We start from the raw sequence: 22,178 nt of genomic DNA, 5'->3' as shown, positions 1-22,178 counted from the left end.
AGGCGAGAGCCCCCGGCTCTCGCTCCTTGCAAGCGCGTTTGCTGCGAGTTCTTTCGTCCTCCCATAACGTCGCGCGTGTTGCAGACATGCAAAAGTCGCTGCAACTCTTTGAACCTGCGCCGCGCCTTCAGGTCCGGCTGCCGGCGAGCCTTTCAGCCAGCTCGCCGAGTTGTTCCTGCGCTTTCCGATCGGAAGGGTAGATATCGAGAAACTGCTGCCACGCGCGCAGGGCGAGCTCGCTCTTGCCGGCATCTTCAAGCATGGACGCCATGCCGGCGAGGGCGCCGAAATGCCGTGGTTCGAGTGCAAGCACGTGGCTGACGTCCGACATCGCCTTCCGGAAATTGCCCATCTGGTAATGCAGCGTGGCGCGACGGTTCCAGCCCTCAATATAGTTAGGGGCGAGAACGATGACCTGGTCGAGGATGTCGAGCGCCATCGACTTCTTGTCGTCGGCGATTGCCTTGTCCGCCCATTGCATGAGCAGGTTGACGGTCGCGCTGCCGGAGTCCTGCCATTGCTGACGAATGCGGTTTGCGATGTCCCGTGCCCGATCCTCCTCGCGCTCTTTCTTCAGTTCGGCAAAGAGGGAATCGAGCTGCTGCTCCGGTGTTGCGAGACTGGCCGTCTCCGGTTGCGGCAAAGCTTCGGCAGCCAGGAGCGGCGTTCCGGACGTGGTCCAAACGGCCAGTGCGAAAAATGCCAGAATTGAAGTCATAAAAATGCACATGGCGGACATCGTAGCCCGCCATGGCGCAAGATCAAAATCAAAAAATCAAGGGACCAGTGAAGCGACCGACGGACAGGCGAGCGGCCTCCGCGGGGCCTCAGCCCTGGCGTGCCTTGAAGCGCGGGTTCAGCTTGTTGATGATGTAGACGCGACCCTTGCGGCGAACGAGACGGTTTTCGCGGTGGCGGGCCTTCAGCGACTTGAGCGAATTCTTGATCTTCATTTTTCCTGATCCGCAGGTTTCGGGGAACGAAAATTCGCCCGGTAATTCCAACAATCAAAAGCGCGCCGGAAAGCGCGCTCTTCAAGTAGGCAGGCACATACCGTGTCGCCCCTGGCCTGTCAACCGCGGTAGGAGGGATTTTGCCGCCCCTTCCGCGCAATCCTGTGGCTAGCGAGGCTGGAGGAGCCGGGTAAAATGCCCCATCTTGCGACCCGGGCGCGCCTCGGTCTTGCCATAGAGGTGGACCAGCACGTCGCGTTCGGCGAGCAGGTGAGAGACTTCGGCAATGTCATCGCCGATCAGGTTCTGCATGACGCAATCGGTGTGGCGCGACGCGTCCGCAAGCGGCAGGCCGGCGATGGCGCGGATGTGCTGCTCGAACTGCGATACGACGCATGCGGCTTCGGTCCAGTGGCCGGAATTGTGAACGCGCGGCGCCATTTCGTTGGCGACGACGCTGCCGTCGGCAAGCACGAAAAATTCGACGCCGATCACGCCGACATAGCCGAGTGCGTCGAGGATGGCGGTTGCTGCCTGGCGGGCGGCTTCAGCCGTCGAGGGGTCGATCGCCGCCGGTACGGTGGAGGTGTGAAGGATGCCGTTACGATGCACGTTCTCCGCCGGGTCGAAACAGGCGATTGCGCCGTCAGTACCGCGAGCCGCGATGATCGAGATTTCCCGCTCGAAGGGCACGAAGCTTTCGAGAATGAGCGGCACCCCGCCGAGCGCGGCAAAGGCGCCGGACGGATCGTCTCCGGCGGAGCGGAAGACGCGCTGGCCCTTGCCGTCATAGCCGAGACGCCGGGTCTTCAGAACGCCGGTGCCGCCGAAATCGGCCAGGGCGACTTCGAGATCGGCCTGGCTGTCGACGGCGTGGAAACGGGCCGTAGCGATGCCGCAGGCGTTGATGAAGCGCTTCTCAAGCAGCCGGTCCTGCGCCACTTCAAGGGACCTGGGCGGTGGAAAGACCGGCCGCGATTGAAGAAGCCGCTCGGCCGCGGAGACGGGGACGTTCTCGAATTCATAGGTGATCAGGTCCGAGGCCTCGGCGAGTTCATCGAGGCCCCGCGGATCGTCATAGGCGGCGACGATCTGGGCGTTTGCGACCTGAGCGGCCGGACAGTCCGGTTGCGGTTCGAGGACGAGCGTGCGGAAATTCAGCCGGGCAGCGGCCATGGCAAGCATGCGGCCAAGCTGGCCGCCGCCGATAATGCCGATGGTCTTCATTCCTCGTCCACCGGATATTCGGCAACCGAAACTGTCTGCTGTTCACGCCAGTCGTCCAGGCGGTCGGCGAGGTCCTCGTCGCTGAGCGCAAGCACGGCGGCAGCGAGCAGGGCGGCATTGACGGCGCCGGCCTTGCCGATCGCCAACGTGCCGACCGGGATGCCGGCGGGCATCTGCACGATCGACAGCAGGCTGTCCTGGCCGGAAAGAGCCCTCGATTGTACCGGAACGCCGAAGACCGGCAGCGGCGTCATTGAGGCACACATGCCGGGAAGATGCGCGGCTCCGCCGGCACCTGCGATGATGACCTTGAACCCTTCGTCGCGGGCGCCCTTGGCAAAACGGACCAGGCGATCGGGGGTGCGGTGCGCGGAAACGATGCGGGCTTCGTAGGCGATGTCGAGCGCCTCGAGCGTATCTGCCGCATTCTTCATCGTCTCCCAGTCCGACTGGCTTCCCATGATGATGGCGACGGGCGGGGTCGTGGCTTCTGTCACTCTGTCGGGTCCGTTTCAGGCGATTGGTCTACAGGTAATGACGGTGTCTCAGGCAATGATATCGGGGATGATCTGGTCTTCGATCTTGGTGATCTTGTCTTTGATCGCCAGCTTCTTCTTTTTCATGCGCTGGATGCGCAAGGCGTCGCAGCCGGTTTCGATCATCGCGTTGATCGCCACGTCATAATCTTCATGCTCCTGTCTCAGGCGCGCTATGGTTAGTCTGAGTTCGGCCTGGTCCTGGTCCGGCATGCGAATACGATCCCCATGAGCCCGGTCGCGAGTCACGATCCGGTATTCTTCCTGCGCCGCTCTATCACATCTTTGGCCGTGACGGGAAGTTATCCGACGTCATCATTTCGCCTTCGACAAATGAAAAATGGCATGGCACAGTAGTAAGGTTTCAACCATGGAAGATCCGGCATTTGCGTGCCGGATGCAAGCAAAAGGAAGGGACTTGCCAATGACCATTGAGGCTCATCTTGCAACGCTTGAGAAAAAGCATGGCGCCCTGGAAGAGGAGCTCCACGAGGCTCTCAACTCTCCCTCCTGCGAGGACGAGTTGATCAGCGAACTCAAGCGGCGGAAGTTGCGCATCAAGGACGAAATCGAAAGACTCCGTTCCGCGACCCACTGATCGCGGACGCTTTTGCCGTCCAGTCGCGGGGCGTATCGCACCCACCGCCCGGCGGCGGCAAGGTCAAGACCAATCCCAAAACGGATGAAACTGACAGTCGACCGGGCTTTCGGCCCGGTCTGCCTCACAGCACCGCGCGTCTTTCAGAAGCGCAAAGGTCGCTGCAACTCTTTGAGTCTGCGCATCGACCTATCCGAGAATCGGATACGATTCTCGGATAGCTCGGTGCGCTCTAAGGCGCTCCGGATCTCTCTGGCTCAGGACCAGAACTGGTCGAGCCAGAGATTGAGCCGATCGAATCCCGGCCTGTTGATGGCATAAATTCGTCGCGTGCCGCTCGTCGAAACCGACACAAGATTACAATCGAGCAGCGCCTTCAGATGCTGCGAAACCGCCGGGCGGCTGATCGGCAGCCCCTCTGCAAGCTCGTTGACAGTCCTCGGCGCACGCCGCAGTTCCTCCAGCAGATAGCGCCGGTTCGGGTCCGCGATGGCATCGAATGGGTCCGCGATGGTCATGGGCGCGACGTTAGGCGAATTTCTGCAGTGCGGCAAGAGAGATTGTGCAGCGCGGCAATTGCTGTTGCTTTGCAGCATCACCTGCGCGCCATCGCAAGCACAAAGATTTGACCGGAGCAAGTTGAAGACGCTGCATGTCACCACACCGACTTCGAAGTCGATCGAAGAGACATGCAGGAGCGGCCCTCGATCAGAGCAGGCTCAAGAGGCCGTCCCAGACAAGTTTGCAGCCGGCGAAGAATGCCATCGCATACATGAAAGGATAGAAGACCTGCGCCTTCATTCTGCGTACGATCCATACGCCGCAGGCGGTCGCGGTCATGGCCAGCGGGAAAAGCGTTGCCGATGTGGCAAGATTGCTGAGGTCGAGCTGCCCGAGGGCGAAATAGGGAATGAGTTTCACCGCATTAAGGGTGGCGAAGAAGCGCACGATGGTCCCGGTATAGTCGCGCGGGTCGAGCTTCAGCGGCAGGGCGTAGATCTGGAAAGGCGGGCCGCCGGCATGGGCGACGAAGCTGCCGTAACCGGCGAAGCTTCCCCAGAGCGCGGCAGGGCCCCGGCGGTGTGGCTTGGGCTGGATCGGTGCGCCGCTGCGGCTCCGCCAGACCATATAGGCATATCGCAGCACAAACACGACGGTGATCAGTCCGATGATCAGCCGTAGCGCGTCCCGCGGCACATGCGCGGCGGTTGCCCAGCCGACCGCGATGCCGACGACAGCGCCGGGCAGCAGCATGAAAAGCGTCTTGCGGTCGCCGTGCTTGCGCCAGAACCACAGGGAGACCATGTCCATGGCGATCAGGATCGGTAGGAGCAGCGCCGCGGCCTCGATCGGTGAAACGGCGAGCGAGAGGATCGGCACGCCCATCAGCGACAACGCTTCCCCCATGCCGCCCTTGCTGAGGCCGACGAGCAGAACTGCCGGGATGGCAACGAGATAGAAGTCGAGATCGGGAAGCATGGGCGACGGTTGATCCTTTGGTCATCTCCGTCTATCGGTTTTCCCGAACGAAATCGAGACCCGGCTTCCGCTCGCGGGGAAGCACGCCGCCAGGAACGGACCCATGAGCAAAATCGAAAACCGCTGCCGCCTCGTTCTGGTCGCGCCGGACATCCCGGACATCGCCGAACAAGCGAGAGTGCTTGCTGATGCGCTGAAGGGCGGCGACGTTGCCTCGGTGATCGTGCCGCAGTATGGCCTTAACGAGACCGATTTCCAGAAACACGCCGAGGCGCTCGTGCCGGTGATCCAGGAGGCGGGTGCCGCGGCGCTCATCGACGGCGATACGCGGGTGGCCGGCCGCGCCAGGGCGGACGGGATTCACATACCGGGCGGTGCGGATGCGCTATCCGAGGCGATCGAGCGGCACACGCCGAAGATGATCGTCGGCGGCGGCAATGCTACCGACCGCCACCATGCACTTGAGATCGGCGAACTCAGGCCGGACTACGTCTTCTTTGGTCGCACCGACGGCGACATCAAGCCCGAGGCGCATCCGAAAAACCTGGCACTCGCAGAATGGTGGGCGTCGATGATCGAAATTCCCTGCGTGGTCATGGGCGGTGCGGACCCGCAATCGGCGCTGGCGGTTGCCGAGACGGGCGCCGAGTTCGTCGCGCTTCGCCTTGCAGTCTTCGCCGATCCGGCGCAGGCGCCATCCGTGGTTGCTGCCGTCAACGCCTTGCTTGACGAAAAAGCGCCACGGTTCGAAGATTAAGACGTGCGGATGCTGAGCCGTTTCCTATTGAGATCCAGCCTAGCCGTGACCTTGTTGGCGGCTATTGTCCCGGCGGCCCTGCCGTCGTGGGCCGCGCAGCCGACGCCCCAGGATCCCGCCGAGGAGGGAAGCGTCCCGAAGCGCGGGCGGATCACGCCATTCAACGGCGCCGCGCCGCTCGAGGGGGCGAAGGAACCCAATGGCAATCCGGCGAAGCCGGAGACCGGCGACGGCAAAGGCAAAGGACCTTCCAAGGGTGTAAATGTCATCGACCGCATGGGCGCCGACCTGCCGGCGCTTCCAGAGGAGAAGCCCTTCACCGGCAAGATCGACGAGGCCTATGGCGCCTTTCAGCGCGGTTATTACCTGACGGCCATGGATCTTGCCCTGCCGCGGGCCCAGCTTGGCGACCCTGCCGCGCAGACGCTCGTCGCTTCGATTCTCGAGCAGGGCCTCGGCGTTGCGCGCGACCCCAAGGAGGCGGCCTTCTGGTACGGCCAGGCGGCCGGAAACGGCGACCCCGCCGCCATGTTCAAATACGCCCTGATGCTCATGGAGGGACGCTACGTCGAACGCGACCGCAAAGGATCTGAGGCGCTGATGAAGAAGGCGGCCGATCTCGGCAATGCCTCCGCGCAATTCAATTACGGACAGACGCTGGTGGCTGACATGCCGGGCCCGAGAGGGCTCAAAGCGGCAATGCCCTATTACGAGAAATCCGCCGAGCAGGGGATCGCCGACGCGCAATATGCGCTCTCGCAGATCTATCTCAATGTCGACGGCATCGACGAAACCAAGCGTGCGCGAGCGCGCGAATGGCTGATGCGGGCCGCCCGCGCCGGCTACGATACGGCACAGCTCGACATCGCCATCTGGCTGATCGAGGGCATCGCCGGCGATCGTAATCTTGAGGAGGGCTTCGCCTGGATGAAGCGGGCGGCCGAAGGCGGCAACGTCGTCGCGCAGAACCGGCTTTCGCATCTTTACGTCAATGCCATCGGCACCCGCCCGGATCCGGTCGAGGCGGCCAAGTGGTACGTGCTGTCTCGCCGGGCGGGTCTCAAGGACGACACGCTCGAGGATTTTTATCTTGGCATCACCGAAGAGCAGCAGAAGTCGGCGCTCGCGGCGGCGAACAGGTTCCGTTCGTCATAACCACAAAGGACGCCGTACGTCAGCTACGCATCGTGCTTTTCGAGCGAAAATCCGGTGCGAGTGTCAGGCCGATGCGCGTGGGTGCGCGTTCTTCATCGACGCCGTCTATTTCACTTGAAATTCCGGGTCTTTTGTGGTCTTGAACCCGCGGTTTATCCGCGGATTGCCCCATCCATCATCTTCCCGCGGACGAGTGATCTCTCACTCGGTTTTTTGACGGCGGCATCGCACCTATCCTGGGCACGTCCGACAGGGCGCGCAGTGCTTTTGGAGGCGCGGCCGTGAAGCAGGTTCAATCTACGGCCGGGATGTTCGGCCGGCTTCGTTTCAGAGGATCATCCGATGGCCCGTTCTGCCCTCCTCAATGTCATGGTTCAGGCCGCCTTCAAGGCTGGCAAGTCGCTGGCACGCGATTTCGGCGAGGTGCAGAACCTGCAGGTGTCGCTGAAGGGCCCCGGCGACTACGTTTCCCAGGCCGATCGCAAGGCCGAGCGGGTCATCCGCGATGAACTCCTGAAGGCGCGCCCGACCTATGGTTTCCTCGGCGAGGAGGGTGAGGAGATCAAAGGCACCGACGGCGCCCACCGCTGGATCGTCGATCCGCTAGACGGCACCACCAACTTTCTGCACGGCATTCCTCATTTTGCCGTTTCGATCGCGCTGGAGCGCCAGGGCGAGATCGTCGGCGGAGTCGTCTTCAACCCCGCCACGGATGAACTCTACACCGCGGAGCGCGGCGGCGGCGCCTTCCTCAACGACCGGCGCCTGCGGGTCGGCGCCCGCCGCAACCTCTCCGATGCCGTTGTCGCCACGGGCACGCCGCATCTCGGCCGCGGCAACCACGGCAAGTATCTGGTCGAACTTCGCCATGTCATGGGCGAGGTCGTCGGCGTCCGCCGTTTCGGCTCCGCTTCCCTGGATCTCGCCTATGTGGCCGCCGGGCGCTTCGACGCTTATTGGGAACGCGATCTGGCCGCCTGGGATATCGCGGCCGGGGTGCTGCTAATTCGCGAGGCCGGCGGATGGGTGACCGACGCCAACGGCGACAACAGGCCCTTGGAGGATGGCTCCATCGTCTGCGGTAACGAATATATCGCCAAGGCTTTGGGCGAGGTCATTCGCCGCCCGGTCCCCATCAAATAACCAGATGGTGCAGAAGGCGGAAGCTGCCCGAGTAATGCCCGCCGCCGCGGCCGCCGCCGTTTATGTCTCAATAGTTTCGCAATACCAGCGGCAGTGACTTGGGCTCATCGGAGCGGTCAGAATCTGCTGCCGCCGGTTATAGTTCGTAGAACATCTTGTTTTCCCTTCAATTCGGCGCAAAGTTACACTAGTCTCCGGCCCAGTAACCGATGGCCTCGGGCTCGCCGTGGCATCACGTCTTCGGGTCGCGATCGCTTCGAGAATGATCCGGCGAATCAGAGTGTTGCGGCGATCTCCACCTGGCAGTGACAAGGTGGGCGTTGCCGCAAACCGGGAGACTGGCATACATATGACGACATTGAACCTGTCTGGCTGGCGTGACCGGGAAGGCGCGGAGGAAAATTACAACCCGCGCAAGCTTTCGAGCCCGATGCCCTATTTCTGGACGATGGCCATTTTCCTGGTCATCGTCGGTTTCGTCGCCGCTATCCTCTTCCGTCAGGCGCGTGACGCTTTCCTCGGCAATCCCGGGCTCAACGGGCTGATCCTCGGCGTTCTGCTCATCGGCATTCTGCTCGCATTCAACCACGTCCTCAGCCTCCGGCCGGAGGTGCGCTGGTTCAATTCGTTCCGCGCCGCCGGCAGCGCCGCCAAGGTCGGACGCGATCCGGTGCTGCTTGCGCCGATGCGGGCGCTGATTGGCGAGCGCCACGGCAGCGGTATCTCGACCGTCGCTCTCCGGTCTATCCTCGATTCCATTGCTTCGCGCCTGGACGAGTCGCGCGACACCACCCGATATCTCACGGGCCTTCTCGTGTTTCTCGGCCTGCTCGGCACCTTCTGGGGCTTGCTCGGCACGATCGGTTCGATCAACACGGTCATCCAGTCGCTGGATGCGGGTAGCGGCAGCACGGAAGATCTCCTGGGGTCGCTGAAAAGCGGTCTGTCGGCGCCGCTGACCGGCATGGGGACCGCTTTCTCGGCCTCTCTGTTCGGCTTGTCCGGTTCGCTGATCCTTGGATTCCTCGACCTGCAGGCTGGCCGGGCGCAGAACCGTTTCTACACGGAACTCGAAAACTGGCTGTCGTCAGTGACCGATGTCAGCCACGGCGTATCCGCCCCGGTCGAGGCCTTCGACGGCGCGCCGGTCGAGGAATTGCGGCGCCTGACGGATCAGATCGCCCGCATCGCCCACGACGGCGGCGTGAACCAGCGCACGACGGCCGCGATGGCGAGCCTGGCGGAAGGCATCCAGGGTCTCGTCAAGAACATGCGCGGCGAGCAGCAGATGCTGCGCGACTGGATCGAGGCGCAGCAGGAGGAGGCGAAATCCATGCGCAAGACGCTGGACAAGCTGACCTCGCGCATCGGACAGGCGGATCGGATTGCCGTCAACAGCGAGAAGGCGCTGTCGCAGCCGAAGATCAGCCACCGCGACGATGGGGGTGATTGATCATGGCACTCGCCAGAAGAAGCCGCAACGCGCGGGCGATCAATTACTGGCCGGGCTTCGTCGATGCGCTGTCGACCTTGCTCATGGCGATCATGTTCCTGCTCAGCGTCTTCGTACTGGCGCAGTTTCTGCTCGGCAGGGAAATCAGCGGCAAGGACGAGGTGCTGAACCGTCTGAACAGCCAGATCAACGAGCTGACGCAGCTGCTTGCCCTCGAAAAGAGCGGCAAGCAGGATCTGGAGGATTCACTTGCCAATCTCCAGGCATCGCTGGCGCAGTCCGAGGGCGAGCGTTCGCGCCTGCAGGCACTGCTGGACAAGGGCGCCGGTAGTGCCGAAGTCGCCAGCGAAAAGCTCGGGCGGCTGGGATCCGAGCTCGAGAACGAGCGGCAGATCAGCGCAAGGGCGATGAGTCAGATTGAACTGCTGAACCAGCAGATCGCGGCACTGCGCAACCAGATTGCCGCCATCGAGGGTGCCCTCCAGGCCTCCGAGGCGAAGGATCAGGCTTCGCAGGCGAAGATCGCCGATCTCGGCCGCAGGCTCAACGTTGCGCTCGCACAACGGGTGCAGGAGCTGAACCGCTATCGATCCGACTTCTTCGGGCGCTTGAGAGAAATTCTGTCCGACCGCGAAAACATCCGCATCGTCGGTGACCGCTTCGTCTTCCAGTCGGAGGTGCTGTTTTCTTCCGGCAGCAGCGACCTGAATCCCGAAGGGCAGGCGGAGATGACTAAGCTCGCCACGGCGCTGCTCGACCTCGCTAGGGAGATTCCCTCGGAGATAAACTGGGTTCTTCGCGTCGACGGGCACACGGACAATGTTCCCCTGTCCGGAACCGGGCGCTTCCGCGACAACTGGGAGCTCTCGTCGGCGCGCGCGACTTCGGTCGTCAAATTCCTGATATCCAGGGGCGTCCCGGCCGACCGGCTGGTCGCCGCCGGCTTCGGCGAGTATCAGCCAATCGCCGAGGGCGAGAGCCTGGCGGCACGGGCGCAGAACCGCCGCATCGAACTCAAGCTCACCGAGAAATAGGCACAAAGCACCTGCTTGAACTGACCTTGACGTGCGCGCAAGAAGTGCTCGGGCCCGAAGCCGAGGCGATCCGCCGCAGCGGCCGTGGCCGCTTCTCCGGTCGAGGCTGAAGGGAAGACCCTTTGAAGATCGCGCCTATTGCCGAGCGGCGACAAAAAGACCCTCCGCCCCATGGTCGAACTGCAGGCGCGCGAGCTTGGCATAGAGCCCGCCCTGATGGATCAGCGAGGCGTGGGTGCCTTCCTCGACGATGCGTCCATTTTCCATGACGAGGATGCGGTCCGCCTTGAGCACCGTCGCGAGGCGGTGGGCAATGACGAGGGTGGTTCGTTCCTGCATCAGCCCATCGAGCGCCTTCTGCACGAGCTTCTCACTCTCCGCATCGAGCGCGGAGGTCGCCTCGTCGAGAAGCAGGATGGGCGCGTTTCTGAGGATTGCCCGCGCAATGGCGATGCGCTGGCGCTGGCCGCCGGAAAGCGTGATGCCGCGCTCGCCGACCATCGTATCGTAGCCGCGATCGAGCCTGGTGATGAATTCGTCCGCTTGGGCGGCAACTGCAGCGGAAACGACCGCTTCGCGGCTCGCGTCCGGCGCGCCAAAGGAGATGTTGTCGTGGACGGATGCGGCGAAGATCGTCACGTCCTGCGGCACGATGGCGAAGCGCTCGCGCAAGTCCTTCGGATCGACCGTGCGGACGTCCGTCGCATCGACCAAAACGGTGCCCTTGGTCGGATCATAGTAGCGCAAAAGCATCGAGAAGACGGTGCTCTTCCCGGCGCCGGAGGGGCCGACGATGGCCACGGTCTCGCCCGGCTCGACCGCGAAACTTAGGCCCCTGAGGCTCTTGTAATCCGGACGCGCCGGATAGGCGAAGTGGACATCGGCGAAGGCGATTGCGCCCTTGGCCGGCGTAGGCATTGCGGCCGGATGTTCGGGCGCGCGGATTTGCGGGACTTCCGTCAGGAGCTCGCGCAGGCGCTCGGCGGCACCGGCGGCCTGGGAGAGCTCGCCCCAGACCTCGGAAAGTGCACCCAGGCTGCCAGCGGCAAAGACCGAATAGAGCAGGAACTGGCTGAGCGTGCCCGCCGAGAGCGTTCCATTGAGGACGTCCCGCGCGCCGAACCACAACACCGCCACGACGCTGCCGAAAACCATGGCAATGGCGAAGGCGGTCAGCGCGGCGCGCGCCCGGACTGCAGACCGGGCGGCGCGATAAGCGTTCTCGACGGCGGTGCCGAAACGCCGATTGGCGCTTTCCTCGCCGTTGAAGGCCTGAACCGTGCGGGTGGCGGCAATCGCTTCGCCGGCATAGGCCGATGCGGCGGCGAGCGTATCCTGCGCCTCCCGGGAACGGCGGCGGACGGAGCGTCCGAAGCCGACGATTGGAAAGACGATGAGCGGAATGGCGGCAAGCACGAGGCTCGAGAGCTTTGGGCTCGTATAGACCATCATGGCAACGGCGCCGAGACAGAGGATGAGATTGCGCAACGCAACGGACGCGGTAGCGCCAACCGCCGACTTGATCTGGGTCGTATCCGCCGTCAGGCGCGACACGATCTCGCCGGACTGGTTGACGTCGAAAAATGCCGCCGATAACCTCGTCACCCGCGAGAAAACCTCACGCCGGAGATCGGCGACGATGCGTTCGCCAAGCGAGATGACGAAATAGTAGCGGGCGGCGCTCGCTAGCGCGAGGACGATCGCCAGCACCATCAGCATGGAGAAATAGGTGTTGATGAACGCGACATCGGAGCTGGAGAAGCCGTGATCAATCATCCGGCGAACGGCTAGCGGCAGCGTCAGCGTGGTCACTGCGGCAATAGTCAGCGAGATCGCCGCGCCGACCGCGAAGCGGCGGTACCGCCGCACATAGGGCAGGACTGTCACCAGGGGACGGATGGATTTTGTCGATGACGGCTGATTTTCTTGTGTTGCCACGTGACCCCCTTCGCCTGTCACGGAGGGTCGATAAGTCTTCCGCTCGGCACTTGTTATCCCGAAGACCTTCATGTATAGGCACGGCATCGAATTGGGAAGCCGTGGCCAGAGCGGTCTACGGCTTCATTTACGTGTTCGGTCAAATTGTCGCAATGCCTTGCGACAATTGGACCCCGGAACTCTAGGAAGATTGTTATGAAGGCAGACATCCATCCCGACTACCACGTTATCAAGGTGGTTATGACCGACGGCACCGAATACGAAACCCGCTCGACCTGGGGTACGGAAGGTGCGACGATGAACCTGGAAATCGACCCAAAGTCGCATCCGGCCTGGACTGGCGGCAATCAGCAGCTCGTCGACCGCGGTGGCCGCGTCTCCAAGTTCAAGAAGCGCTTCGAAGGCCTCGGTCTCTAAGTCTTCACCGACTGGCAACAAAAAAGCCCGGCCTAGCGCCGGGTTTTTTTGTTTTGGGGGCTGCAGCGATTGGATGACCTGCGCCCGGCCACGCATCGCCGCAAAGATACACCCGGCGCTACAGCGCCGGGTGTATCTTCAGACGCGCAAAGGTCGCTGTAGCACTTTGAATTGCTGCATGTCTTTGTCCTTTAATCGAGGTCGATCAAAGGAGACATGCAGTAGGCCGCGCTCAAAGCTCAAGCAAAAGAGAGCGATGTCAGTTGGTGCCGAAGGCGGTCTGCAGCAGCTTGATCTGCGCCTTGACGCCGTTCTGGTTGTCCGGGACGAAGGCGGAAGCTTCCTGCGGACGGTAGATCTCGCGGTCGAGCAGTGCGACACGGTTCTGCAGGCGCAGCGAACGTTCGATCAAATCGCGAAACGCATCCGGAAGATCGTTCCAGCCGGGAGCGCTGCGATCGACGTTGAAGCTGTCGAGGCGAACCTTGCTCTTTTCCGACATCACCTGGTCGCGGCTCATCTCGCCATTGTTGACGGCGCGCTGCAGGAGCAACCAGGAGGCCACCTGCATCAGCCGTGTGGTCAGCCGCATCGACTCGGCCGCATAGAGAACGGAGGCCATGCGCGGCAGAACCTTGGAGGCCGACCGACCCGGCCCGTCGAGATAGCTTGCGGTTTCCTCGACAAGCCCCATGCCTTCCGCGTAGAGGGCCTTGAACTGCGCCGAGGACGCAGCATGTCCCGCGAAACTGACGGTATTCAATCCTCTCTCGGACATGGCCTGTCTCTATCCCTGGTTCAAACGCATCACAACGGTCAGGTAACGGTGAGGCCGTGGGAAAAGTTTCCTTGGCCCCTCTCTTGCCGGAAGAATGATCTGATACCGCATTCCGCGCAAGGGTATTCTTAAGAAAGGGTTAATCTCCACAATTCTTTGAAATTTCTACAGCGCCGCGCGTCTTTTCAGACGCGCGGCGCTGTAGGCGCGAACAAAAAAAGAGCCGCACGGAGCGGCTCTCAAGGTAAAACAGGGAGAAAAGTCAGACCCATTCGCCAGTCGGTGAAACATGTCTGAGTCCGGAACGAGCCGGATGCTCGGACAATCGCAGAAAATGATTAATGTGCTGTTAAATCGATCCCATTCCGAGGCGTCCCGTCCGTAAAGACGTGCGGGCGCTGCAGCATGCGCCGATTAACGAAAGAGGCCCTCGGCGGCCGAGCGGCTTGCCGATTTGCGGGTGCGTTCGGCCTCTAGCCTGGCGATTTCCTCGCTCAGCTGCGCGATGCGCGCACTCAGCTCATCGACCGAGAGTTGGGACAGATCGCTGCCGATCTCGTGGATGGGTTTCTTCTTCGGCTGATCGTCGTCAAACAGGCTCATTCTCTTTCTCCTCCTGGTCTTCCACCATGCAGTCGGCATCCTCCTGCGGCTCGTCCAGCGGTGCCGCCCGCGGCGAGAGCTGCAGGCTTTCGGGCGTCGTCGCCGTGCCGGCATTGACCGGCGAGAAGGTCTCGCGTTCGGCGACGGGCACCGGTGCGCGACGGCGGCTGCGGACGATCGCATAGGCGGAGATCAGCATATGCGCTGCGGCGGTGATCATGAAGAGGCCATAGGGTCCCGCTGCGGTCATCACCGGTCCGCCGATCGTCGGGCCGATGATCGTACCGATCCCATAGAGCAGCAAGAGGCCGCCCGAGACCTTGACGAAGTCCTCGGCCGTGGCGAAGTCGTTGGCGTGGGATACGGCGATCGGATAGAGCGCGTTGGCGGCGGCGCCGTAGATGGCGATCATCGTCAGCACGATCCAGACCTGGCCCGGTTCGAAGAGGAAGAGCAGGAGTCCCGCCAAGGCTCCGACGCCGGCGAGGACGGCCAGCACATAGCGGCGGTCGACCCGGTCGGAGATGCGGCCGGCCGGCAATTGCATGACTGCGCCCGAAAAGATCGCGACGCTCATCATCATGGCGACCGTGCTGTCGGAAAGGCCGGCCTGGCGCCCGAACACCGCGCCGAGCGTGCCGAAGGCTCCGTTGGCGATGCCGACCAGCAGGATACCGAGGAAAGAAACCGGTGAATTGCGATAAAGGCCGCGAAGATCGAGCCGAACCTGCTGGAGCGGCTGCGGCGTGGCGGCCTTCGACAGCAATGTCGGCAGCATGGCGACGCAATAGAGAATACCGCAGATCATGAAGAAGAAGGTCGTCGACGTTTCTCCGAAGGGGATCATCATCTGGCCGCCCACGACACCGACGAGCGTGATCGCGATGTAGAGCGAAAAGATCACGCCGCGGCTCTCGTTCGTGGCGCGTTCGTTCAGCCAGCTCTCGATGATCATCGACGTACCGGCGGTGGAAAAGCCGGTAACCGCCCTGAGCACGACCCACGAGACCGGATCGACCATTACCCCGGTCATCAGCGCGATGATCGCGATCAGCGCGGTGAAGACACTGAAGGCGCGGACATGGCCGATGCGCTTGACCACATTCGGCGCGAAGAAGCAGCCAAGGACGAAGCCGGAGGCCCAGGATGTGCCGAGCAGGCCGAGAACAACGGTCGGATATCCTTCCGCCGTGCCGCGCACAGGCAGGAGCAGACTGTGCAGCCCGTTCCCGAGGAAGAGGAAGAGGGTGCCCAGCAGGAGCGCGGCGATGGGAAGAAGCAGGTTCTTTCTCATGATATATCCGAAAGTGGTTCTGGTACCGGCAAGTCGCGGCAGGACACGACGCTTTGCCGGCTGGATTCGTCTCTGCCGGTCATTGCAAATCGGCGGCGAAAACAATAGCCCTCTATGCGACGAAAAGTGACAGCCGTATGACGCAGACCCTGCGGCTGCAGAATTCTCCGGGCCGAACGAATGTCGAAAATACTGGCGCTACTGCTGCTCCTCGCCATGTGCGTGCAGCTCATCAAGCCGCTCGGATATCCGGGGCTCAGGCAGCGTCGGGATTTCTGGAAAATTGCCGTCTTCGCCATCGCGGTCATGATGATCACGGTGCTCGTGAGGCCCTAAGCAGGTTAAGAAATATTCCGCGTTTCTGCGATCAGAACGTGCGGGAAAGCTGAGGAATCCAAGAGATAATCGTGGGTAAACCCATGAATATCTGCCTCGCCGCGATAGCACCATAGGCAGACCGCACTCGTCCCTCCTCCGCCTGCGTGGAGCGTGCCGCCTCGGGCTGGCGCGACGGCGTTCCTTTTGAAACAGCTCAGCTTTTGCGGCTGGGCTATCGTTTGGGCCACGCCGCGTTTGGAAGCGCTGCCGGTGCCTTGTGCCCTGGAAGCAGCAGCGCCGCAACGGATGAAAGTCTCCGCGGGACAGGATGGCAAGAAAAGGTTAAATTACCGTGCTCCGCCAGAAGATGGATATCGAGGCTCTCTTGGAACGCCGCCTGACCGCAATCCTCGCAGCCAACGTCGTGGGCTACAGCCGCCTCATGGGAACCGATGAGGCGGGAACCCTGGCTGCGCTGAAACGGCATCGCCGCGAATTCGTGGAGCCGAAGATCGAGGAGCACCGGGGCCGTATCGTCAAGCTGACCGGCGACGGTATACTGGTGGAATTTTCGAGCGTCGTGAATGCGGTCGCCTGTGCCGCGGAGATCCAGCGGGGCATGCTCGACCGGAACCTCGGCCTGGCGAAAACCCGGCGTATCGAACTCAGGATCGGCGTCCATCTCGGCGACGTGATCGTCGAGGACGGCGACATATTCGGCGATGGCGTCAATGTGGCCGCGCGCCTCGAAGGGCTTGCCGATCCCTCCGGTATCGCGGTTTCCGCATCGGTGCGCGACCAGATCGGATCGCGGCTCACTCTCGGCTTTGTCGACAGGGGCGAGTTCAGCCTGAAAAACATCGCTCCGAATATCCGCGTCTATACCGTTGTTCTCGGCGACGGCGCCGCGGGACAGGAGTCGGAGGCTCCGCCGGTCGACAGCGGCTATGAGCTGTCGATCGCGGTCCTGCCCTTTACCAACATGAGCCACGATCCGGAGCAGGAATATTTCTCCGACGGGATCACCGAGGACATCATCACAGACCTGTCGAAGATTTCGCAGCTGCATGTGGTCGCGCGCAACACCGTCTTCACCTACAAAGGCAAGGCGGTGAAGATCAAGCAGATCGCCCATGAACTCGGCGTGCGCTACATCCTGGAAGGCAGTGTGCGCAAGGTGGGCGAGCGGGTGCGCATCACCGGTCAGCTCATCGACGCGCACACCGGTGGACATTTGTGGGCCGACCGTTACGATCGCGATCTGACGGATATCTTTGCCATTCAGGACGAGATCACCCATGCGATCGTCAACCAGCTCAGGATCAAACTCCTGCCGGAAGAAAAGAAGGCGATCGAGAGCGATCCGACCACCTCGGTCGAGGCCTATACCTATTACCTGCGCGGCCGTCAGTTCTCGCATGCCTGGACGCGCGCCTACATGCTGCTGGCGCGCCGGATGTTCCTGAAGGCGGTCGAGCTCGATCCGAACTATGCCCGAGCCTATGCCGGCATCGCCGATTGCGAATGCGCGATCAGGGACTGGCACGAAAAGGACTTTCCGCTCGAAAGCATCCTCGATATGAGCGCCCGGGCGCTGTCGCTCGATCCGCATCTCGCCGAGGCCCATGCTTCTCGCGGAATGGCGCTGCATCAGGACGGGCAAACCGAGGAAGCCGGGCGCGAGCTCCGTCAGGCACTGGCGCTCGACCCGTCGCTTTACGAGGCCAATTTCCACTACGGCCGATATCTTTTCATGCAGGGACGGTTTGGCGAGGCGGCCGAGTTCTTCACGCGCGCCGCGGAGATTCGGCCGGACGACTATCTTTCACCGATCCACTTGATGACCTGCTACCGCGCACTCGGCGCGGAGCCGGAGCGGCGGCGCTGGGCGCGGACAGGCATCGAGCGAGCCGAACGGGCGCTGGAGCAGCATCCGGAGAACTCCGGCCCGGCGCATCGCGGCGCGCTGGCGCTCGCACATCTCGGCGAAGTGGAGCGGGCGAAGGAATGGGCGGCGCGCGCTCTCGCGATCGATCCCGAGGACCTCGTCGCGCAATACAACCTCGCCTGCGTCTGTTCGCTCGTTGGCGAGTGCGAGCGCGCACTCGACCTGCTTGAGGCGGTCGTCCCCCAGAGCTCCGGCTATCATCTGCTCTGGTTCAAGCAGGATTCCGACCTCGATGCCATTCGCGACCATCCACGCTTCCGCAGCCTCCTCGACTCAGTCGCCGGTTGCTTGATGTCTCCGTAGATCGACCTTGATCCCAAAGACAAAGCGACCTCTGCGCATCCGACAAGACCCGCGGATGTTACAGCGCCGTGCTTTGCGCGTCTAATAGGACGCGCGGCGCTGTAGGCGTCAAATGTCGATCGATCCGCGCATGGCAATGACACAGTCGCCGGAGACGCCGACCTTACCGAGAATGCCGCTCTTCTTGCTGACGCTGACCGTGATCAGGCTGCGGCGTCGCATTTCAACGCCCTGCTCGATCGTGAGCTCAACTTCGGCATCCGCGTCCGGCAGGCGCGAAACGAGGTAGGCGCCGAGCGCTGCCGAGGCGCTTCCCGTCGCCGGATCCTCAATGACATTGTCGAGCGGCGCAAACATGCGGGCGCGAATGCGCCAGGGATGCTCGCGGGTGCGGGCGTAGAGAAACAGGCTGAACGAGTCCTCTGCCAGCGGATAGCGGGCGTTCGCCGCGTCAAAGGCGCTGACATTCGGCCGCGCCTTCGAAAGCCAATCGATGTCCCCGATCTCGGCGATGGTGAAAGCGAGGCCGACGGAGACGCGCACCGGTACGTGATGGCGGTCGCTCAAGGCATCGGGATCGAGCGAGGCACAGGCCGCAACGGTCGCCGTGTCGATCTCGGGCCCGACGGCGAGTGGTTTCGGGGCAACAATGCGTGCGCCGCTGACGATACCGTCCTTGCGCTGCAGGGTGACTTCGACAAGCCCCGCCTTCTCCTCAAAATGCAGATGCTCGCCCGGCCTCTTGCCGAAGATTTCCTCCTGACGTCCGAGCGCGAAGCCGGTGCCGACATTCGGATGCCCGGCAAAGGGCACCTCGCTCGTCGGCGTGAAGATGCGCACCCGAGCGGTATTCTCAGCGCTTTCGGGCGGCAGGACGAAGCTGGTTTCGGAATAGCCGAACTCCGCGGCGATCGCCTGCATCCGAGCGTCGCTCAGGCCTCGCGCGTCGGGGATGACGGCAAGCTGGTTTCCGGCGAAGCGCTCAGACGTGAAGACATCGACGGTGATAAAGGAGATGCTTGTCATGGAGGCCCTGGATTCAATCGGCGATGATTAAGCTGTAGATTCCGGCTGTGCCTGCCGAAACAGCGGAGTTGTCACCCGGACAATTTTCGTGGGCCCGCTTCGCGCACGAGAAAGCCCGGCGACATTGCTGACGCCGGGCCTGCTCCTCTCTCCCCTCTAAACTGGTGCCGCTCAAGCGGCCTGTTCGAGATCCTTCTTCCAACTGCCCTTGGCGGCGAGGCTGCACATCTTAGCGCGATGGGTGAAGGCGCGCTGACCGGCGGCGACGTTTTCCGCCTTGCCACTCCAGGCTTTGAGCGCCTCCTGCTGCAGCGCCCGGCCGTAGGAGAAGGTGAGTTTCCATGGCAGGTCGTGCGCGGTGTTCATGGCGCAGAGATGGGCGGTTGCCTCTTCCGTCGACTGGCCGCCGGAGAGGAAGGCGATGCCGGGGACCGCGGCGGGCACCGTGCGCTTCAGCACCTTGATCGTGCGTTCGGCGACGTCCTCGACCGAGGCCTTGCGCGCCTTCTTGCCGTCTATCACCATGCTCGGCTTCAGGATCATGCCCTCGAGCTTGACCCGTGCGTCGCCGAGCTCCTCGAAGACCGTGCGAAGCACCCATTCGGTTACTTCTTCCGAGCGCTCGATCGAGTGATCGCCGGGGGCGCCGTCCATCAGCACTTCCGGTTCGACGATCGGCACGATCCCGGCTTCTTGGCAAAGCGCGGCATAGCGCGCGAGGGCGTGCGCATTAGCCTTGACCGCACCCCAGGTCGGAAGCGCCTCGGAAATGGCGAGGACGCCGCGCCACTTCGCGAAACGGGCGCCGGCTTGATGGTATTTGGCTAGCCGGCCGGCGAGACCATCCAGGCCTTCGGTGATCGTTTCGCTGGGGAAATAGGGCATCGGCTTGGCGCCCGTGTCGACCTTGATGCCGGGGATCGAGCCGGCGTTCTTGATGACCTCGACGAGCGGCGTGCCATCGGCGGCTTTCTGGAACAGGGTCTCCTCATAGAGAATGACGCCGGAGATATAGTCGCGCATTGCCTCGTCGGATCGCAGCAGCATTTCGCGATAGTCGCGGCGCGAGATTTCGGTGGATTCCAGTCCGATGCCGTCGAAGCGCTTCTTGATCGTCCCGGTCGACTCGTCGGCTGCGAGCAGGCCCCGGCCATTGGCAACCATGGCAACCGCAATATCTTCCAGTCTTTCGCTCATCTTGTTCTCCTACACACAGCGCCGATCATCGGCGGAGCAGCGAATGAAACACGTTCTGGCTCGGCGCACGAGACGGTTCCGCGCTGCCGAGCGACGGCGCGTTAACAGAAGATACTGTGCGGGAAAATGGCAGTAAAACGGGCTAAAACGATTTAAATAATTTTAATCGTTTGAAACATTTGGAATTATTCCGACCCGAGCCTCGTGCCCGGGTCGGACGGCTGCTGTCACTTTTGTCGATGCAGGATATCGACGCCCGGCAGCGGTTTGCCTTCCATCCATTCGAGGAAGGCCCCGCCAGCAGTCGAGACATAGGTGAAGTCCTCGGCGACTTCCGCATGGTTCAGGGCTGCGACCGTGTCGCCGCCGCCGGCAACGGATACGAGCGAGCCCTGTCGGGTGCGCGAGGCGGCGTGCTTGGCCGCGGCGACCGTCGCCTTGTCGAAGGGGGGGATTTCGAAGGCGCCGAGCGGTCCGTTCCAGACGAGCGTTTCGGCGCGCGAAATCCAGTCATTGATGGCGGCGACGGATTTTGGCCCGACGTCGAGCATCATCCGATCGGCGGGGATAGCCGCGACGTCGACGATCTCGTGCTCGGCACCAGCCTTGAACTCGAGGGCGACGACACCGTCTTCCGGCAGCACGATGGCGCAGCCGGCGGCGGATGCCGCAGCGAGGATCGCCTTTGCCGTCTCGGCAAGATCGTGCTCGCAGAGCGACTTGCCGACGTTTACGCCCTGGGCGGCCAGAAAGGTGTTGGCCATGCCGCCGCCGATGACCAGGGCATCGACCTTCTTCACCAGGTTCTGCAGGAGGTCGATCTTGGTGGAGACCTTGGCGCCGCCGACAATGGCAACGACCGGGCGCTTCGGATTGCCGAGTCCCTTTTCGAGCGCCTCGAGTTCGGCTTGCATGGTGCGGCCGGCATAGGCGGGAAGATGGTGTGCCAAGCCTTCGGTCGAGGCATGGGCGCGATGGGCGGCGGAGAAGGCGTCGTTGACATAGAGATCGCCATTGGCGGCAAGGGCGGCGGCGAAGGCTGGATCGTTCTTTTCTTCGCCTTTGTGGAAGCGGGTGTTCTCGAGAAGCAGCACATCGCCGTCGTTCATGTCGGCGACCGCATTGGCGGCCTTGTCGCCGATGCAGTCGGCGGCGAAGGCGACGCGCTGGTCGAGGATCTCCTCGACCGCGGGCGCGATCGCCTTCAGCGACATCTCGGCAACCGGCTCACCCTTCGGGCGGCCGAAATGGGCGAGCAGGATGACCTTGGCCCCTTTTTCGGAGAGCTCGCGGATGGTCGGCGCAACGCGCTCGATACGCGTGGTGTCGGTCACCTGACCGTCCTTGACCGGTACGTTGAGGTCAACGCGCACGAGCACGCGCCTGCCGGCGATGTCGGTGAGATCGTCGAGAGTCTTGAAAGTCATCAGATGGTCTCCGGTGATAGTCTTCCGAAAAGAGTGGGATAGTCGATGACGAGGCCGTCCTCGTCGACCGGCAGGTCGGCGGTGAAGCTCAAATCGTCCGCCGCGTAGCGATACAGCCTGCCGTCTTCAATGCAGGTATAGCGCTGTCCGTCGACGCTCGGTTCGAACGTGTCGAAGGGCACATAGAGCATCCTGAGCGTCACGGTACCGAACCGGCTGTCGAGTCCCAGCCGGCGAATCGGCAGAGTGTTGGTGAAGGGCGTGCCGGCAAGGTCCACGTCGATGCAGCCGTCGAAGCGGGGGAGGGCGGCACCCTCGGCCGTTCGCCAATGGCCGCTGCCGTCGGACAGCAGGTGCAGGCTGCGCCCGTCCATCGTCTCGACCGTCAATGCGGTCACGCGCCAGCCGGCATCGCAGTCGATCCGATAGCGCACCCCATAAGCCACGCTATCGCGCTCGCCGATTACGACGCTTTCGGCGCGTATTGCCGCGCCGAAAGATGCATTCGAAGCTCTGAGTGTCAGATGCTCGAGCCCCTCCCCCTCGAGCGGACGCCAGCGTACCGTCGTTGAGGAAAGGGCCCGGAACATCGAA

General features: G+C 62.7%; 24 protein-coding genes. 9 read left to right on the top strand and 15 right to left on the bottom strand.

What is annotated here, in order from left to right; all coding sequences use genetic code 11:
- Positions 1-127: 127 nt before the first annotated feature.
- The 5 genes from AC4P1R_RS12950 to AC4P1R_RS12930 all read right to left on the bottom strand — a co-directional run bounded on the left by AC4P1R_RS12950 (position 128) and on the right by AC4P1R_RS12930 (position 2,929).
- Complete coding sequence (locus AC4P1R_RS12950) at positions 128-739, bottom strand: hypothetical protein (RefSeq protein ID WP_492177059.1); 612 nt, start codon at positions 737-739, stop codon at positions 128-130.
- Positions 740-827: 88 nt separating this feature from the next.
- Positions 828-953, bottom strand: coding sequence for a type B 50S ribosomal protein L36 (gene ykgO / locus AC4P1R_RS12945; RefSeq protein ID WP_034855034.1), 126 nt, complete (start codon positions 951-953; stop codon positions 828-830).
- A gap of 168 nt (positions 954-1,121) precedes the next feature.
- On the bottom strand, positions 1,122-2,180 hold the full coding sequence (locus AC4P1R_RS12940; protein ID WP_492177058.1) for a 5-(carboxyamino)imidazole ribonucleotide synthase: 1,059 nt from the start codon (positions 2,178-2,180) through the stop codon (positions 1,122-1,124).
- Positions 2,177-2,641 (bottom strand): 5-(carboxyamino)imidazole ribonucleotide mutase, encoded by a 465-nt coding sequence (purE, locus tag AC4P1R_RS12935; protein ID WP_069459307.1) that lies wholly within the window; start codon positions 2,639-2,641, stop codon positions 2,177-2,179. The genes AC4P1R_RS12940 and purE overlap by 4 nt, the downstream gene beginning before the upstream one ends.
- A gap of 84 nt (positions 2,642-2,725) precedes the next feature.
- Positions 2,726-2,929: a YdcH family protein gene (locus tag AC4P1R_RS12930; RefSeq protein WP_034855051.1), complete on the bottom strand. Its 204-nt coding sequence runs from the start codon at positions 2,927-2,929 to the stop codon at positions 2,726-2,728.
- Between the two features lie 211 nt (positions 2,930-3,140).
- On the opposite strand from AC4P1R_RS12930, the gene AC4P1R_RS12925 reads away from it, so the two are divergent.
- On the top strand, positions 3,141-3,314 hold the full coding sequence (locus AC4P1R_RS12925) for a YdcH family protein (RefSeq protein WP_069459152.1): 174 nt from the start codon (positions 3,141-3,143) through the stop codon (positions 3,312-3,314).
- A 257-nt stretch (positions 3,315-3,571) separates the two neighbouring features.
- Here the strand turns inward: AC4P1R_RS12925 and AC4P1R_RS12920 are convergent, their stop codons facing one another.
- Positions 3,572-3,832: an ArsR/SmtB family transcription factor gene (locus AC4P1R_RS12920; RefSeq protein WP_069459153.1), complete on the bottom strand. Its 261-nt coding sequence runs from the start codon at positions 3,830-3,832 to the stop codon at positions 3,572-3,574.
- 190 nt (positions 3,833-4,022) lie between these two features.
- Positions 4,023-4,793, bottom strand: a complete 771-nt coding sequence (locus tag AC4P1R_RS12915) for a sulfite exporter TauE/SafE family protein (RefSeq protein WP_151611588.1) — start codon at positions 4,791-4,793, stop codon at positions 4,023-4,025.
- 103 nt (positions 4,794-4,896) lie between these two features.
- Here AC4P1R_RS12915 and AC4P1R_RS12910 point away from each other — a divergent pair, with 103 nt between their 5' ends.
- The 5 genes from AC4P1R_RS12910 to AC4P1R_RS12890 all read left to right on the top strand — a co-directional run bounded on the left by AC4P1R_RS12910 (position 4,897) and on the right by AC4P1R_RS12890 (position 10,335).
- A complete protein-coding gene (locus AC4P1R_RS12910; RefSeq protein ID WP_069459155.1) occupies positions 4,897-5,550 on the top strand; it encodes a thiamine phosphate synthase in 654 nt (217 codons plus the stop codon).
- A 9-nt stretch (positions 5,551-5,559) separates the two neighbouring features.
- Positions 5,560-6,705 carry a tetratricopeptide repeat protein gene (locus AC4P1R_RS12905; protein ID WP_492177057.1) on the top strand — a complete coding sequence of 382 codons (1,146 nt, stop codon included), beginning with the start codon at positions 5,560-5,562 and terminating at the stop codon, positions 6,703-6,705.
- A gap of 342 nt (positions 6,706-7,047) precedes the next feature.
- Positions 7,048-7,848: an inositol monophosphatase family protein gene (locus AC4P1R_RS12900; RefSeq protein WP_069459157.1), complete on the top strand. Its 801-nt coding sequence runs from the start codon at positions 7,048-7,050 to the stop codon at positions 7,846-7,848.
- Between the two features lie 349 nt (positions 7,849-8,197).
- Complete coding sequence (locus AC4P1R_RS12895; protein ID WP_069459158.1) at positions 8,198-9,301, top strand: flagellar motor protein MotA; 1,104 nt, start codon at positions 8,198-8,200, stop codon at positions 9,299-9,301.
- Positions 9,302-9,303: 2 nt separating this feature from the next.
- Positions 9,304-10,335, top strand: a complete 1,032-nt coding sequence (locus AC4P1R_RS12890) for a peptidoglycan -binding protein (protein WP_069459159.1) — start codon at positions 9,304-9,306, stop codon at positions 10,333-10,335.
- 135 nt (positions 10,336-10,470) lie between these two features.
- Here the strand turns inward: AC4P1R_RS12890 and AC4P1R_RS12885 are convergent, their stop codons facing one another.
- Complete coding sequence (locus tag AC4P1R_RS12885) at positions 10,471-12,273, bottom strand: ABC transporter transmembrane domain-containing protein (RefSeq protein ID WP_069459160.1); 1,803 nt, start codon at positions 12,271-12,273, stop codon at positions 10,471-10,473.
- A 195-nt stretch (positions 12,274-12,468) separates the two neighbouring features.
- On the opposite strand from AC4P1R_RS12885, the gene rpmE reads away from it, so the two are divergent.
- The gene (gene rpmE / locus AC4P1R_RS12880) at positions 12,469-12,690 is read left to right on the top strand and encodes a 50S ribosomal protein L31 (protein ID WP_069459161.1); all 222 of its coding nucleotides are present in this window, start codon (positions 12,469-12,471) and stop codon (positions 12,688-12,690) included.
- Positions 12,691-12,949: 259 nt separating this feature from the next.
- On the opposite strand, the gene rcdA is transcribed toward rpmE, so the two are convergent.
- The 3 genes from rcdA to AC4P1R_RS12865 form a co-directional block, all read right to left on the bottom strand.
- On the bottom strand, positions 12,950-13,468 hold the full coding sequence (gene rcdA / locus AC4P1R_RS12875; protein ID WP_069459162.1) for a protease adaptor protein RcdA: 519 nt from the start codon (positions 13,466-13,468) through the stop codon (positions 12,950-12,952).
- Between the two features lie 414 nt (positions 13,469-13,882).
- Positions 13,883-14,071: a DUF1192 domain-containing protein gene (locus tag AC4P1R_RS12870; protein WP_069459163.1), complete on the bottom strand. Its 189-nt coding sequence runs from the start codon at positions 14,069-14,071 to the stop codon at positions 13,883-13,885.
- On the bottom strand, positions 14,058-15,365 hold the full coding sequence (locus AC4P1R_RS12865; protein ID WP_069459164.1) for an MFS transporter: 1,308 nt from the start codon (positions 15,363-15,365) through the stop codon (positions 14,058-14,060). Before AC4P1R_RS12865 ends, AC4P1R_RS12870 begins: the two co-directional genes overlap by 14 nt.
- Before the next feature lie 180 nt (positions 15,366-15,545).
- Between AC4P1R_RS12865 and AC4P1R_RS12860 the strand changes: the two genes are divergently transcribed.
- Together AC4P1R_RS12860 and AC4P1R_RS12855 are read left to right on the top strand one after the other, a co-directional pair.
- Complete coding sequence (locus tag AC4P1R_RS12860; RefSeq protein WP_106407862.1) at positions 15,546-15,701, top strand: hypothetical protein; 156 nt, start codon at positions 15,546-15,548, stop codon at positions 15,699-15,701.
- Between the two features lie 349 nt (positions 15,702-16,050).
- Positions 16,051-17,934 carry an adenylate/guanylate cyclase domain-containing protein gene (locus AC4P1R_RS12855; RefSeq protein WP_192803780.1) on the top strand — a complete coding sequence of 628 codons (1,884 nt, stop codon included), beginning with the start codon at positions 16,051-16,053 and terminating at the stop codon, positions 17,932-17,934.
- A gap of 108 nt (positions 17,935-18,042) precedes the next feature.
- On the opposite strand, the gene AC4P1R_RS12850 is transcribed toward AC4P1R_RS12855, so the two are convergent.
- The 4 genes from AC4P1R_RS12850 to AC4P1R_RS12835 all read right to left on the bottom strand — a co-directional run bounded on the left by AC4P1R_RS12850 (position 18,043) and on the right by AC4P1R_RS12835 (position 22,174).
- Positions 18,043-18,960 carry a PhzF family phenazine biosynthesis protein gene (locus tag AC4P1R_RS12850; RefSeq protein ID WP_069459165.1) on the bottom strand — a complete coding sequence of 306 codons (918 nt, stop codon included), beginning with the start codon at positions 18,958-18,960 and terminating at the stop codon, positions 18,043-18,045.
- 171 nt (positions 18,961-19,131) lie between these two features.
- Positions 19,132-20,157, bottom strand: a complete 1,026-nt coding sequence (locus AC4P1R_RS12845; protein WP_069459166.1) for a class I fructose-bisphosphate aldolase — start codon at positions 20,155-20,157, stop codon at positions 19,132-19,134.
- 227 nt (positions 20,158-20,384) lie between these two features.
- Positions 20,385-21,584: a phosphoglycerate kinase gene (locus AC4P1R_RS12840; protein ID WP_069459167.1), complete on the bottom strand. Its 1,200-nt coding sequence runs from the start codon at positions 21,582-21,584 to the stop codon at positions 20,385-20,387.
- Positions 21,584-22,174 carry a putative glycolipid-binding domain-containing protein gene (locus tag AC4P1R_RS12835; protein ID WP_069459168.1) on the bottom strand — a complete coding sequence of 197 codons (591 nt, stop codon included), beginning with the start codon at positions 22,172-22,174 and terminating at the stop codon, positions 21,584-21,586. Before AC4P1R_RS12835 ends, AC4P1R_RS12840 begins: the two co-directional genes overlap by 1 nt.
- Positions 22,175-22,178 lie beyond the last annotated feature (4 nt).

The organism is Sinorhizobium sp. Y406 (genome assembly GCF_058732025.1).
This window is presented reverse-complemented; position numbering and strand designations above follow the sequence as displayed.